The following is a 13,779-nucleotide window of genomic DNA, read 5'->3' on the forward strand; positions in this document are numbered from 1 at the left end:
ACCAACCCGGCGAACCAATGCGGTCAGAGCAGTAGCCGAGTTCGCCGATGCAGAGCAGTTCGACGCGGCCGTAGCGGGCGATGGTCTTGGTCAGCTGCTTCTCATCAGCGGCCTCGACGAGCTCGTTGATCAGCTTGGCCGCCAGGACATACGTGACCCGGTAGCCGGCCATCGCGGCCTCGGTACCCAGCGCGATCAGCATCTCCTCTTCAGGTGGCGGGGCGGTTGAGTCGGCGGAGTCGCAGGAGCTCGTCGTAGCGGGCGACGGAGGCAGCGGGCGCCTGTCGGGCGGCAGATGGGCCGGGACGGCAGCAGGCAGCGGAGCGATACGGGGTTGGCTCCCAGGGGTGATCGGCTGTGGTTGCGCCTCTGGTTCGGCATCGGCGTCAGCCGCCTTGCGGGCCTCCAGCGCGACGGCGTCGGCGGTCAACCGCGTCGGCCTTCAGCGCGGAGGCAAGACCGGTGATCACGTGCTCGGTCAGATCCGCCGTGAGGATGGCGTCGATCACCGGCTTGTAGGAGACCAGCCTCGTCCCCCTCGGCCTCATCTTCTTCCGCGGTTCCGGCAACGAGGAGGCCAAAGCCCTCGGTACGGTCTCGTAGCCGGCGCCGTACTTCCGCTTGAGAGCACGCACCGACATGCCGGTCCTGGCGCCACGGCGGATCGCCGCGCACAGATCGACCTTGGACTTCGGCAACACCCCGGCCCCCTTGTCATGCAAAGCACAACCATGATCCCGAAGCAAGCACCGAGGCGTTCCCAGAACTCGGCGACATCACTCTCCCGTGGAACCGGGCGTTCCCGCCGCTGAGCATCAGATGTTCCTGAACATCACCTACAAAGCCGGTATGAGCGATTCTCTTTCCTTCCCACACCATGACGGGATCGCCTTGCGCAGGCTCCTGCGGGCGTGCGGGCGAGTCTTTTTTATTCCACGATTTTCGGCTGACTCCTGTCAGAGCTCCCTCTCCTGCATCATCCCTGATCACCTACGTGGCGCCCGCGGCGCCTCTGCGCCCACCCTTCCGCGGGTGCGGATTCCCTGCCTCTGCGGACCGGGATATTCCACTGCCCTTCCGGACTGGTGATGTCGACTCCCATCGGGACAAACGTGCCATCGATCACTCTGCTCGTACGAACACCCGCGAGGATGTCGATCTGGCCGGTAAGCGCTTTCGGGAGAGCGGGTGCGTGTGTGACGGTAGAAACTCCAGACCCGCCCGTGAGAGGAAGAGAATGAAGCTTTCCGTGCGCCGTTCCCTCGGTGTTGCAGCAGTCGCCGCAGCCGCCATGCTCGGCACGGCCGTGCCCGCCACGGCGGCCACGACGTCCACTAACGGGGCGCTGATCAACCGTACGGACTGCAACGAGAACAGCTACCTGGAAATCCACAACAACAGCGGTCGCGACACGCTCTGTTTCGCCAATGCCGGAACGATGCCCGTCGCCATCTACGGCGTGAACTGGGTCGAGCGACCCGAGGCTCGAGTCCATCACCCTTCAGCGGTGGAGCTCGTGGAACCCGGGCCACATCCACCAGATCATATCGATCCGGATCCACTAATAACGAAGAACGGCCGAGGGGCGCCTTTCGGGGCGCCCCTTTCGGACGATTTTCCTGTGGCGCGATCGGAATCGGCCGTTGATCGTGCATGGCAGATCTGGTCGAACTGCTTGTGCCGGACGGCGCACGCGAGGACGTCAGCACCGCCGCCGTCGGCAGGGTACGCCGGCACAGTCGCTCCAGTCGGCGATCGCCGTCCGGCTTACCGGCCCCCTCCCGGCAGCGCGAGCCGTGTCGGCGCCTCCTCGACAGTGCCTTTGCACCCGCGCCAGCTCGGCACGTTGGTGACCGCTGTGCGGCGTCAAGGTGCAGACGCCGCACGGCGGGGTCGGGCATGGGGACTGCCGCCGGAGGACCGGGTGCTGCTGGTTGCCACATACTGCGTGCCAACGTGACACTGCGCCAGCGCGCCCCGCTGTTTGAGGGCTCGAAGTCGTCAGCCGACCACATCATCGGCCACCTCGGTCCTCTGCTCGCACTCCGCCCCCGCAAGCGGTTCCGTAAGGACACGGTACTCATCGTGGATGGAACTCTCGTCCAACCCTCGAGCACACGGTGGCCGAACGCTCCAAGAACTGTCCGTACTCCACCAATCACCAGGTCGTCATCGACGCCGACACTCGGCTGGTCGTCGTGGTCGGCCGGCCGCTTCCCGGTAGCCGAGCCGACTGCGAGGCATGGGAGCGGTAGGGAACGGAGCCCTACGGCGCCGCTCCGTTCGCGCCTCACTGCCCCAAGCGGCTCAGCGCCTCCATGGCCTCGCGTTCGATGCGGGCCAGGTCGCCGAGGACGGAGCCCGCACGGACGAGGAACCCCGCTTCACCTGATGCCCCCGCCTGCGCGATCAGTTCCGCGGTCCGGCTCCACAGTGCCGCCGCCTCGGCGTACAACCGGTGACCGGTGCGCAGACGGGGGCTGTCGACCAGCGTGGTGCACTCGGCGAGGAAATCCCGGTAGAGGTTGCGGAACAGGGCGCCGCCGGTTCCGGCCCGCTCCATCAGCCGGGCGGTCTGCGTCAGGTCCCGCCGCGGATCCCCGGTCCGGCCGAACCAGCCGGGAACCAGCTTGCCGGCCTTCTCGATGCCCCGGTGGCCGAGGTTGGCGATCGGCGGATGGAGGAAGGCGTCGGCGCAGGCGGTCACCGCGGCGACGATCCGGGTGCGCGGGTCGGGCACGTCCCGCGGCACGGTGACCGTGAAGGAACGGTTCCTGGCCGTCATCGGCCCCCGCGCGGCCCGGGCCCGGGCGAGGCTGGTCAGGCTGGTGGCCACCGCCCCGCCCTGCTGGTCGGTGTCCACCAGGTACGCGTCGTGCTCGTCGTAGCCGTACAGGGCCACGATGTGTCCGCCGAAGTGGACCTTCGCCCCGAAGTAGTCCAGGTGGAAACTGTCGAGCTGGAGTCCCACGGGCCGCCCCGAGGCGATCGGGGCCGCCACATTCTCCCAGGCCCGGCGCGGCGAGGCGGTTTCCCGGACGTCCAGATCAAGTCCCAGCCCGGCGGCCAGGTTCCTGGTGAGCTCGAAGGGCCTGACGCGTCCCCCGAGGAAGGGAAAATCCAGGTTCTTGCCGTCCCAGTAGACGAACGACAGACCGCGCCCGAGGCCGAACAGCATGGGTTCGGACAGGTCGAGCCCCTGGTGCCGCAGGAGCACCCCCAGCGCCGTCGTCTCGCAGTGCCGCATGCCGTACGCGTCGACATCGATCACGGTGGTCGTCATGCCCTTGCCTCCCGGACGGGGACGAGCGGCCGGGTCGTCCGTTCTTCCTGCGACTGCGGCGTCTCCGCCGGTCCGACCGGGTACGCCGCGCACACCTGTGCCCGCGGGCGCGGCGCGCGCTCGTGGATCGCGGCGGGCGGGGCGTTGCGGGCCACCGGCAGTTTGACGCAGGGCTCGGTGTCGACGGGCTTGATGCAGCACTCGGTGTGGGCGGTCTCGTGGGTCACCGGACCGTCGGGCGGCACCACGGACTCCGGCCCCGGCCTTCGTTCCTCCGCGCCGCGGGGTGCCCACGGGGATGCCACCCGTTTCTGCCGCCGAGCGGGCACAGGGCTCATAGCCAGCCGGCTGCCGACCTGGTGAACAAGGGCAGCAGCCGACCGTACACTTCGCGCCGTGCTCCGCGATCGCTGTCGGCTCGGTGCCCATGGTCGGCGCCCTGCCCTCCGGCCCGGCGGCCACGGTCCGCGCCGTGACGGCCAGGGGAGGTCCATCTCGTGGAGCGGGCGACAGTCGGGGCGTCGCGCGCCTGTTGCGGTGTGCAGGAGCGGTACCCGGAGCCGGGGTTCACGCGGAACGGAGCCGGCAGCCCGTTGTCGTCGTGCCGGCGGCTGCTTGTTGTCCAGCCGACGCAGGTGGGGGAAGTGCCCGAGGATGGGGAGTTCGTCTCGCACGCCACCATGGTGGACCCTCCCACTGTGGGAGGGTCCACCGCCGGTGCCCGTGCGACGGAAGGTTCCTGTCACCGCCCGCCCTGCCCCTGCGACGGCAGGGCGGTCAGCGGTACCCGGCGAAGCTCTCCGGGAGGTCGGCGAGCAGCAGGTCGGGGGCCTCCGTGGCCGCGACGTGACCGCCGCGGTCGCACTCCGACCAGCGCACCACGTTGTTGACCTTCTCCTCGTCACGGCGCAGGGCCATGCCCTGGACCGTGACCATCGCCACCCCCCAGCGGCACCGGCGAGGCCTCCTGCCCGCCCCACTCCCGGCCGTCCTCGTCGGGGTCACCGGCGGATCGGTCGCCGGCGGACCGGGGTCACGGTGCGCCGGGCGGTCGCGGAGTCGGCAGGGGCGAGGCCGATGTGGGTGGGGTCGTCCAGCCGGGCAGCGGTGAAGGGGCGCACGGGCCCGGTCCCGGGGACAGCCACGGGGATGCCCCCGGGACGGCCTTGTGCCCTGAGCGGGCCCGACCTCGTCAGCCCTGCGGGCCGGCCTGTTCGACATCCTTGGACAGCGGCACATGTCCGGTGTTGTCGACGTGCCGGGCGGCAACCCACGCGGCCTTGTCGCGCAGCAGGTACCAGATGGTGTTGCCCTCGATGTTCTGGGCGTTCACTTTGCTGCGCAGGCCGACCTCGGCCCCGTGGCTCAGGTTGCCGATGACCGCGGAGTCCGTGCTCGGATACCTCCGCAGGTTGACGCCGATGGGGCTGACGACGGTGCCGAACGGCTGCGATGGACTGGGCATCATGACCTCCAGGGGAATGCGGAGCAGGGGGACGTCGTCCGTTGTCCGGACGGGTTGCCTGCACGGTAAAGCCATCTCCCGCTGGTGAGCCGGAGGCGTGCGGGGCACGCCGCGACCGGCGCCCGGGCGTCATTCCGACAGACCCGTCCCTCCGCCTTCGGCCGTCCTCGTACGTGGCGCCCGCGACGAGCTCCCGGTCGGCACGCAGCGCTGAACCGGACCACGCACAGCTCACACCGCACCGCGGGCTCCTCCGGCACGGGGCTGAGCCACCTGGCGGAGTCGGCCCTCGGCAGCCGACCGCTTCCCACCCGGCGAGTCCTTCCACCACCCCGCCCGCAGAGCGACGTGACGCGCGCCGTGTGAGGGGGGACCACCACCTGACCTCCTCAGTGGAGGCCGGGTGGCGGTCATCCTTCTTACCGCGATCCACGGGATGCGGAACTGTCAGGTCCCCGTTTCAGGGCCCGCACGTTCACGGAGTCCATGGCGCACCGGGACCGATCCGGTCCGCCGCGGGCGCCGAGCAGTACGTCCCGTCCTGCTTCTGCTCCTGCTCCTGCTCCTTGTTACGTGGCGAGTACGTATGCGCCTTCCCCTCGTGAGGCGGTGAGAGCCCCTGTCGCCCAGCGGCGGGACCGCAAGAGGCGGAGTAGCGGCCGCACAACAGGCCGTCACGGCGACACGAGGCGGCGTGGCGACAAGCGGGGCAACAGGACGCCGATGGGTCCCCTGTGGGCGGGCGGGTCGTCGGCCGGGCGCGGGCCCCCGCACGGGACGTGTTGCGGCCGACGCCCGGACGGCCCGCGACCCGGCCGCCGGCGCCGTGCCGCCGGAAAGGAGCGCGACCCCGTCAGCGACATAGGCGGGCGTTGAGCCGGGCGGCCTGGCGCGTCAGATGGTCGCGCTCGGCGAGGTGGGGTGCCTTGAGGGCCGCCTCGGCGTACAGCCGTGCCGCCGTCGCCAAATCGCCGTCACGCTCATGGAGGTACGCCGCCACCGCGGCGTGGCGGGGCAGTGAGGCGTCCAGCGCCGCGAGCGCCGCCAGACCTGCGCGAGGTCCGTCGGCCTCGCCGACGGCAACCGCGCGGTTGAGCCGGACGACCGGGCTGTCGGTCAGGCGCATGAGCTCGTCGTACCACTCGACGATCTGCACCCAGTCGGTCTCCTCGGCGGTGGGCGCGTCGGCGTGGAGTGCCGCGATGGCGGCCTGGGCCTGGTACTCGCCCAGCCGGTCGCGGGCGAGGGCCGCCTGCAGGATCTCGACGCCCTCGGCGATCAGCGCGGTGTCCCACCGGTCGCGGTCCTGTTCGGCGAGCGGCACCAGGCTGCCGTCGGGCGCGGTGCGGGCGGCGCGCCGGGCGTGGTGGAGCAGCATGAGGGCGAGCAGCCCTGCCACCTCGGGGTGGTCGATGCGGGCCGCGAGCTGGCGAGTGAGCCGAATGGCCTCGGCGGCGAGGTCGACGTCGCCGGAGTAGCCCTCGTTGAAGACGAGGTAGAGCACGCGCAGCACGGTGGCGACGTCGCCGGGCTGGTCGAAGCGCACGCCGGAGACGGTGCGCTTGGCCCGGCTGATGCGCTGCGCCATGGTCGCCTCGGGCACCAGATATGCCTGGGCGATCTGGCGGGTGGTCAGCCCGCCGACGGCGCGCAGCGTGAGCGCGACCGCGGACGACGGCGTCAGCGACGGGTGGGCGCACAGGAAGTAGAGCTGCAGTGTGTCGTCCACCGCGGACGCGGGACCGGGCGCCGGCTCCCGCTCGACGCGGCCCTCACGCCGGCGGCGGGCGGCATCCGCCCGCGTCGCGTCGAGGAACCGGCGCCAGGCCACGGTGACCAACCAGCCCTTGGGGTCCCGCGGCGATTCGGCCGCCCAGGCCCGGAGCGCCTCGACCAGCGCGTCCTGCACGGCGTCCTCGGCCGCCGCGAAGTCGGCTCCACGGCGGACGAGGACGGCGAGTACGCTCGGCGTGAGGCTCCTCAGGAGGGCCTCGTTCATCCGGGTCACCTGATGGTCACTCCGTGATGGTGGGCGGCGCGGTCAGGAACGGGCGCAGCTCAAGCCACTCGTGGATCGGCTTGCCGCCCGCCCCGGGGGCGGCCGACAGTTCCCCGGCCAGCTCGACGGCGCGCTCGTAACTGTCGACGTCGATCACCATCCAGCCGGCGATGACGTCCTTGGTCTCCGCGAACGGCCCGTCGGTGACCGGCGGGCGCCCCTCACCGTCGTAGCGGACCCACACTCCCTCGGGGGCGAGCGCCTGACCGTCGACGAACTCACCGGTCTTTTCCAGCCGGGCAGCGAAGTCGTTCATGTACTGCACATGCGCCGAGATCTCCTCCGGGCTCCACCGGTCCATCGGCACGTCGTTGACCGGAGCAGGGGCGCCGCGGTAGTGCTTCAGCAGCAGGTACTTGGCCATCGTGGTTCTCCTCAGTGCTCGTGCGGCCCATTCTGGTCGCGTTCACCCCGGGGACGGAGCCGGACGCGAGCTTTCGACATCGCGTACGCTTCTTTTTTTCGGGGCTCTCGTCGATGAGCTTGGTGAAACCTGGGTGAAGCCTGGATGCGCCGTCGCCCGGTCTCCGGGGCCTCAGCGTGGTGCGAGAGCGAGAGTCTCGAAGATCGGCACCGACCGCACCGACCGCACTACTGGATCAAGAGGGCAGCGCGGGGCACCGACCTCCCGTACTCGCTCGAGCTCGCGGTGAGGGCGGCCGCCGGTGCCATCCGGGAGATCCGCCGGGCCGCGAAGGCCGTGGCGGCCAGTCCGACGCGGCGGAGCGCGAAGTGGCGGTGATCGGCGAGAGCCCGGCGGCCGGGCGGGGGCGGCCGGCCGGCCCGGCGGAGTGCGGCGTGGCGACTCGGGGGCGACGGCGTGGCGACTCGGGGGTACGGCGAGAGCCCGGCGGCCGGGCTTCCGACGGCGCGGTCCACGGGTGACGGTGCAGTGGCAGAGCCGGGTCGTACCGGCTGCCGCCCATGCGGCCGGATCGCGGGCCATGCACCGGAGGTGGCGGTGAGCGGTGAGTGACAGCCCGTTTCCATCGTCGGGCTACGGTTCGTGCGGCGTGGTCCGGGGGCCGGGTGGGAGGTGTCCGGTCGTCGGCAGGCCGTGGCTTCGTCAGGTGCTGGTCTGCCCGACATCGCCCCGGGTGTGGTCCCACGGCCACGGCCTCGGCCCCCATGGCTGCAGCGGCAGGCCGCCATCGGGCAACGTCACACCACCGCGCGGCGGCGGCCCCGGACGTCACAGGCCCAGCGGCGGCAGTTCGCGGGAGGAGTCCCCGGAGTTGTCGCGAAGCGACTCCCGCAAGGCAGCGCGCAGGGAGCGTTTGGCCACGATCCGCGCTTTCGGCACGTCGGCCAGGATCTCGAACCCCTCCCCGAACCGCGCGGGCAGCGGCGGCAGGTGCATCGCCGCAAGGGCGGCGTCGAGCGGGGCCCGGTCCGTTCCCGGGTGACGCAACGCGGCCGTGAGGAGCCTGTCGTCGGCCTCGGGGAAGGCCGAGGAGAGCGCTGCGGCGGCTTCTGCGGCCTCGTGTTGTGCCGGGACTCCTTCGGGGCCTTGCCAGTAGTGCGTCGTGGTGACCTTGCGGCTGCGCACCAGGCTCAGTCCGTACAGGTCGAAGGACCGGGATACGACGAGTACGGGCCAAGGCTCGCCGGTCGTGAACGTCCGGGCGAGCCGTACGAGGTCTCCCTCACCGAGGAGGGCGCGGCGCAGGCCGCGGCGCCCGCCGGCGTCCGGTTCCTGCGAGGGAGCGGTCTCGACGAGGGTGATACCGGTACCGGGCAGCGGCGCCATGCGGTAGGTGACACCGGTGAGCAGCACTGCCTCGGCGACCTGGGCGGTCGTCGCACGTATCAGGGCGAGCTCCCGGCGCGCACCCCCCGCGTCCGCGGCGGTGACCGTCCTCTCCGGAGCGGGGACCGTTCCGCCGAAGAACGGGGTGTCGCGGGCCACTTGGGCGCGCACGCCCTCGCGGAACTGCAGGAACGCCGGCAGTCCCCCGAGGTACGCCCACGGGAAGGTAGTGGCGTGTCGCCCGATGGCCCGGTAGACCTCGAGGATCTCAGCGGCCGGTCTGCCGTCCCGGATCATCGCCCAGGCGAGGTGGTTACGGACGAGGGCCAGGTACGGATCGCCAGCGGGGCGGGACGCCGAGAGGGCGCGAGCCTCAGCGATCGCGGCGTCGACGCGGTCCCGGCCGATCGGGCCGTACTTGGTCGCCGCATCACCGTCCAGCCGTTCGTCCAGAACGAGTTCGGACAGCGCCACGACCGGCAGTCCGCGCAGCGGGTGGCCCTCCGGTGCCGAGGCCGCGACGTGCTCGGCGTAGGCGAACATCTCCTCGTGGGACCCGTACCACTTGGCGGCGCGGAACTGCACGGCGCGCGCGTGGGCGGCCCAGTTGTGCGGGTCGATCGCCAGGGCGCTCGCGAGGTGGTCCTCGAAGTCCTTCCGGGACGCAGCGGCCCCGGTGTCATGCGCGAGGACGGCCGCCCACGGTGTGGGGTCCCCCTGGTTCAGGGCGACCGCTTCCTCCAGGAGCGGTACGGCGTCGGCGAGCAGCACGCGGAAGCCGGCGAACTGCTCGGCCGAGACCTCGGAGGCCCGCGCCGCGGTCCGCACCGACCACGCCCGGGCGATGGCCGCCTGGGCGCGGACGAGCGCCAGGTCGCGGTCTTCGGGCTTCTGCGCCCACCAGTCCTCCATCTGACCGGGGTTGTGGAGCAGGACGTCCGCGAGCGTCGTCGCGGCCTCGGACCGGGCCGCCCAGTCGGCCTCCGCACGGGTGGCCGCGAGCAGCTCCTCCGCAGGGGTGTACCGGCCCTGCCGGACCGCATCACAAGCCGCCCGCACCCGCAGGTCCGGTGCGTCGATCGCCACCTCGTCATCGGGCGGAAGACCCACCGCGGTCGCAGCGTAGTGCCGCAGCAGGCGAGGCAGTTCCAGCAGACCGGGCAGACGTCCCATCGGGGGCTCCCCACAAGATCGTGTACTGACGGTCCGGACAGGGTACGGGGCCACGGGTCTCCTGCGGACGGCGGGCGAGTACCTGCCCAGCCGGAACCGGCCCCACCCGGCGGAGGTCGCTCAGGATTCGGCGGCCCGGCTTTCCGTCGGTCAGCGGGCAGGTGGTGTTCTGGTCGATGAGGCCTGGGCAGTACGGGCGACCGCCGGGGCGGCGACTGCCCGGCCGCGTGGCTGTCGCCGACGGGCCGGCGTCGATTGCCTGTTCACGCCGGCCGATCAGGACGCAGCAGGCCCGGCGCCGCGGCACGGCTGCCTGCCCCGCTGGCAGCAGGGCGATACGCGCGCCGGCGACGACAGGCGCCGATGGAGCAAGAAGCCGCACGCAGGATGCGAGACGTGTCCATGCATACAACCCACGATCCCGGGCAGCAGCACATCGACAACGGCTCGGCTCCCCCTCCGAGCAGTCGGCCCCGCCACCATCTCCCCCCCCGGTGGCGGGGCCGCCTCTCTCTCGCTGTCCTCCCGCGGTCGTCATTGCCCGACCGAAGCGGTCCGATCCGGACGTCCTGGGCGATCGGGCCTTGCGCCACCCTGACCCGGTCGCGCTCGACGGCGGCCGGAAGGTGTCGTACGTCGCCAAGAGGGCTGCCCTCCTAGGTCCACTCCACGCGTTCCGCTCCGCCGTCCCGCTCCCCCACTCGCCGTGCCTCGCTCGGACGATCATCCGACGTCCGGCCGAGGCCCTGCGCCCGGGTCGGCTCGTAGGCGCGCCCTGGCGGGATGCTGTGCTCGATCGCAGCCGCTCAGGACCCGTCACATTGGGGTGCGTCCTGCGCCGACACGTTCCATGCCTCGGAACTCACCAGGTTGGGCCGCCCTGACGGCGCCCACGCGTCCGTCCGCGCCAGGGCCCCACCGCTGTTGCGGATCCAGACCTTGCTCATCGGGTCCATGAACTCCAGCCGGAGTTGCGCCAGGTCCCCTTCCGTCAGACGCACCGCCGGCTGCTCCACGGCCATCGAGTCGAGGAGCGCCTTGTTCGGGACGGCGATCTGCTTGCAGGGTTGGAGGAGGTCCAGGTCCCATCTCGTCTTGCTCGCCGGGAGCGTGAACCGCATCGCCATGACGCTGGAGCTGCCGTTCACCACGATCACCTCCGAGCCCATGCGGTAGAAGTCGACGAGGTTCGCATACGCCTTCTCCCGCTCCTCCTTGGACCGGCGCTCCTCCGTGGCCGCCCGCTGCTCCGCCCTCCCGGCGTACAACTCGGCCCGGATACCGAGGATCAGTCCGGCCGGTGCCGCTGTCACCGTGACGGCGCCGACCGTGAACCGTCCGAGATCCGGCAGGGTGACGCGGTAAGGGCCGGTGCCGGACTCCTCGGAGGCGTCCCCGTCCCCGGCCGGCACGGACGCCTCCCGCCCGGGCGAGGTTCGTGCTGTGGCGGGTCCGGTTCCGGGTGGGGACACGTTCTCCGGTGCCCTGCTGTCACCGGACCGGGATGCCTGCGCAGGGGCAGCGGGCGGATCGGTGGAAACCGTCGCTCCCTCATCGGGCTCCGACGGGCACGCTGCATCTTCATGTGGGGCCACGCGGCAAGAATGCCCGGGCTTGCCTGTCTCGCGGGGCCCGTTGCGACATGTGGTCCCAGCCCATCGTCTAACCTCATCTCCGCAAAGGGGTGGGGGATGGAACAGGCGGTCTTCGAGTCCATCGAGTACTCGGCTGGGTGCCAGGACTGCGGTACGGAACTGAAGTGCTGGGGGTGTCCAAGCCCTGGTGAACGGCTCCCTGCGCTGGGACACAGAGTCGAGGTGCCCGGGCTGCGGGTTCGCGGTGGCTGCGTGCGGTGGTGACCTGCCTGCCGAACTGCGCGACCGGCTTCTCTCCGAGCATGGACCAGCGCGCCTCCGGGTGGATGCATCGGCGAGCAATACCGTGATCATGCGCGTGCTGCGGGCGGAACTCGGCATTGGTCTGGCTGAAGTCAAGGCCGTGCTGAGCGAGGTCTTGACGGGAGCCTACGCAGGGACGATGCCCGAGATGGAGTTCCTGGCTCGCAAGCTGCGGGCGTCCGGCATCGTTGCCGTTGCCGCCCGGCCGTAGGTGCTCCGGAACAGCCGTTGGTGAGGACAGCCCAGCCCATGGCACCGCAGCCGGACGCGACGGCTGATGATGGTCCTGCAAGGACCCTTGGCACTCGCCACCGGTCCGACAGCACAGCCGGCGCCAGAGCAGCAGCCCAGCCGTGGGCGGGGGCAACGAGGCTGCGCCGGCACAGGTGGCCCGCCGGAACAGCGGCAGCCGATGTGCCGACCGGGATGGCTCACCGGCTTGTGCCCGGCGGTGCAGAGGGCGCCGAAACCGGTTTCGAGTGCGGCCATCGCGACCCTACAGTGGCGCGGTGATGACTCAGGTGATCGTTGTCAACGGTGGTTCCAGCTCGGGAAAGTCCGGGATCGTCCGGTGTCTCCAGGCAGTCCTGCCGGATCCGTGGCTGGCCCTCGGGACGGACACTCTGGTTGCAGCGATGCCGGCGTCTCTGCGGGCGTCGGATGGCGGGATCGAGTTCGCTCCGGACGGGGAGGTGATCGTCGGCCCCGAGTTCCGGACGCTGGAAGCCGCATGGATCGCGGGGGTCGCCGCGATGGCCCGTGCAGGCGCCCGGGTCATCATCGATGAGGTCTTCCTCGGCGGAGCGTACTCACAGCAGCGATGGCGGACAGCCCTGGGCGACCTGAACGTGCTGTGGGTCGGCGTCAGGTGCGACGCGGCAGTGGCCGCAGGTCGTGAGGTCGCACGAGGCGATCGGACCGTCGGGATGGCTGCGTCCCAGGCGGAGGTGGTCCACCAGGGCGTCGTCTACGACCTGGAGGTGGACACCACCCAGGCGGAGGCGATGGAATGCGCACGGACCATCACCGCGCGTGTCAAGTGACTGACGTGCAAGCTGTTTTCCGCCGCTCCGCACGTGCGGACGGGCAACGGCGGCGGCCGGGTGGCCGGACTGCCAGTGCGGTTCGGCGTCGAGGCCGCCACTTCCGCACTCCCAGCTGAAGCACTCCCTGCAACCCGGGGCCAGGATCGTGCTGTTCGCCCTGGAGGAGCTCAGCAACCGGGTCGCCTACGCCTTGCCCGGGTGTGCCGGGCAAGGACGCGGGCCACTTCGTCGATGCGCCGCTTCGTGGATGCGACCGCGACCGCGCCCCGCATCGCCCCGGACGCGGTGCCACGGCCCGGCTCGGTCTTTACCCGGGGACAAGTGGGTGCCGGCGACGCCCTGCCACGGAACAGAACCACACCCCGGCCGACCGTCCGTACCGTCGCAGGCGGTCCACCACGCCGGGTACCGGCGCACTCGAGCATTCCGGAAGGCTTGATCAACAGGCAGAGGCAATGAACACTGAGCCCGACACCATCACCACACCCGTCACCGCGGACATCCTGCGCGGCTTCCTCGACGTGGCAGCGACCTCGCACGGTCTGCTGCCCCATCGGCTGCCCGCCTGGGCGCGCCGGCAGATCCCCGACAACCAACTGGCCGTGGCCGAGGCCCAGCCCTCGGGCGTGCGGTCCCTCGGGCGTGCGGTTGGCCTTCCGCACCCGGGCCACCACGATCGAACTGGACACGCTGCCCACCAAGCGTGTCTACCGAGGATTCCCGGCCCCGGCGGACGGCGTGTACGACAGGCCGGCACGGACGGCCCGTGCGCGTTCGGCGGCGGTGCAGCGGCGGGGTGTGCTCGGCGCTCGCCAGGGTGGCCGCGCCCCTGCCGCCCCATCACCAGGTCGTCGTCAACCGGCACATCACGCGTTGAAGCTCTTCCGCTGCGAGGCTCCCGGGGCCGGTTCCTGGCCGGTGCGGCCCGCGCGGGGCCGTGCGCGGCCGGCAGGACGGGCCGGCGCGCGCATGGTGTGTCCGCCGGCAGGAGAGATCGTCCCCACATTCGCCGGGATCGGGAAGGCGCGGGACCTACGATGATCATTTATGACAGGAGACAGACGCCGCCCCCTTGGCCACGGCCCCAAGGCGTCGGCAACACCCC

General features: G+C 71.2%; 11 protein-coding genes and 4 pseudogenes. 5 read left to right on the forward strand and 10 right to left on the reverse strand.

Annotated elements, in window-relative coordinates:
- Positions 1-10 precede the first annotated feature (10 nt).
- Positions 11-211, reverse strand: a pseudogene (locus IH00_RS0129835) (ATP-binding protein); the annotation flags it as partial.
- Positions 212-386: 175 nt separating this feature from the next.
- Positions 387-722, reverse strand: a complete 336-nt coding sequence (locus IH00_RS0129840) for a hypothetical protein (RefSeq protein ID WP_199819835.1) — start codon at positions 720-722, stop codon at positions 387-389.
- 569 nt (positions 723-1,291) lie between these two features.
- On the opposite strand from IH00_RS0129840, the pseudogene IH00_RS44390 reads away from it, so the two are divergent.
- Both IH00_RS44390 and IH00_RS37840 read left to right on the forward strand, forming a co-directional pair.
- Positions 1,292-1,432, forward strand: a pseudogene (locus tag IH00_RS44390) (hypothetical protein); the annotation flags it as partial.
- 384 nt (positions 1,433-1,816) lie between these two features.
- Positions 1,817-2,249: pseudogene (locus IH00_RS37840) on the forward strand (helix-turn-helix domain-containing protein); the annotation flags it as partial.
- 41 nt (positions 2,250-2,290) lie between these two features.
- On the opposite strand, the gene IH00_RS0129850 reads toward IH00_RS37840, so the two are convergent.
- The 8 genes from IH00_RS0129850 to IH00_RS0129895 all read right to left on the reverse strand — a co-directional run bounded on the left by IH00_RS0129850 (position 2,291) and on the right by IH00_RS0129895 (position 11,142).
- Positions 2,291-3,283 (reverse strand): BtrH N-terminal domain-containing protein, encoded by a 993-nt coding sequence (locus IH00_RS0129850; protein WP_031079030.1) that lies wholly within the window; start codon positions 3,281-3,283, stop codon positions 2,291-2,293.
- On the reverse strand, positions 3,280-3,510 hold the full coding sequence (locus IH00_RS0129855) for a hypothetical protein (RefSeq protein WP_158827981.1): 231 nt from the start codon (positions 3,508-3,510) through the stop codon (positions 3,280-3,282). The genes IH00_RS0129850 and IH00_RS0129855 overlap by 4 nt, the downstream gene beginning before the upstream one ends.
- A gap of 550 nt (positions 3,511-4,060) precedes the next feature.
- Entirely contained in the window at positions 4,061-4,201 is a 141-nt protein-coding gene (locus IH00_RS42950) for a hypothetical protein (protein WP_158827983.1), read from the reverse strand.
- A gap of 274 nt (positions 4,202-4,475) precedes the next feature.
- Positions 4,476-4,751: an SH3 domain-containing protein gene (locus IH00_RS0129870; RefSeq protein WP_234335005.1), complete on the reverse strand. Its 276-nt coding sequence runs from the start codon at positions 4,749-4,751 to the stop codon at positions 4,476-4,478.
- 850 nt (positions 4,752-5,601) lie between these two features.
- Positions 5,602-6,747, reverse strand: coding sequence for an RNA polymerase sigma factor (locus IH00_RS0129875; RefSeq protein WP_031079037.1), 1,146 nt, complete (start codon positions 6,745-6,747; stop codon positions 5,602-5,604).
- A gap of 16 nt (positions 6,748-6,763) precedes the next feature.
- Positions 6,764-7,171 (reverse strand): YciI family protein, encoded by a 408-nt coding sequence (locus IH00_RS0129880; RefSeq protein WP_031079039.1) that lies wholly within the window; start codon positions 7,169-7,171, stop codon positions 6,764-6,766.
- Positions 7,172-7,999: 828 nt separating this feature from the next.
- Entirely contained in the window at positions 8,000-9,730 is a 1,731-nt protein-coding gene (locus IH00_RS0129890; protein WP_031079042.1) for a hypothetical protein, read from the reverse strand.
- A gap of 806 nt (positions 9,731-10,536) precedes the next feature.
- Complete coding sequence (locus IH00_RS0129895; RefSeq protein WP_031079044.1) at positions 10,537-11,142, reverse strand: hypothetical protein; 606 nt, start codon at positions 11,140-11,142, stop codon at positions 10,537-10,539.
- Positions 11,143-11,512: 370 nt separating this feature from the next.
- On the opposite strand from IH00_RS0129895, the gene IH00_RS37845 reads away from it, so the two are divergent.
- From IH00_RS37845 to IH00_RS44395, 3 genes and pseudogenes are all read left to right on the forward strand, one after another.
- Positions 11,513-11,839, forward strand: a complete 327-nt coding sequence (locus tag IH00_RS37845) for a hypothetical protein (protein ID WP_234335006.1) — start codon at positions 11,513-11,515, stop codon at positions 11,837-11,839.
- 301 nt (positions 11,840-12,140) lie between these two features.
- A complete protein-coding gene (gene cpt, locus IH00_RS0129905; protein ID WP_031079045.1) occupies positions 12,141-12,671 on the forward strand; it encodes a chloramphenicol phosphotransferase CPT in 531 nt (176 codons plus the stop codon).
- A 458-nt stretch (positions 12,672-13,129) separates the two neighbouring features.
- A pseudogene (locus tag IH00_RS44395) lies at positions 13,130-13,421 on the forward strand (lipase); the annotation flags it as partial.
- Positions 13,422-13,779: the final 358 nt, after the last annotated feature.

Origin of the sequence: Streptomyces sp. NRRL S-118 (genome assembly GCF_000716335.1) — a bacterium.
Taxonomy (GTDB): Bacteria; Actinomycetota; Actinomycetes; order Streptomycetales; family Streptomycetaceae; genus Streptomyces.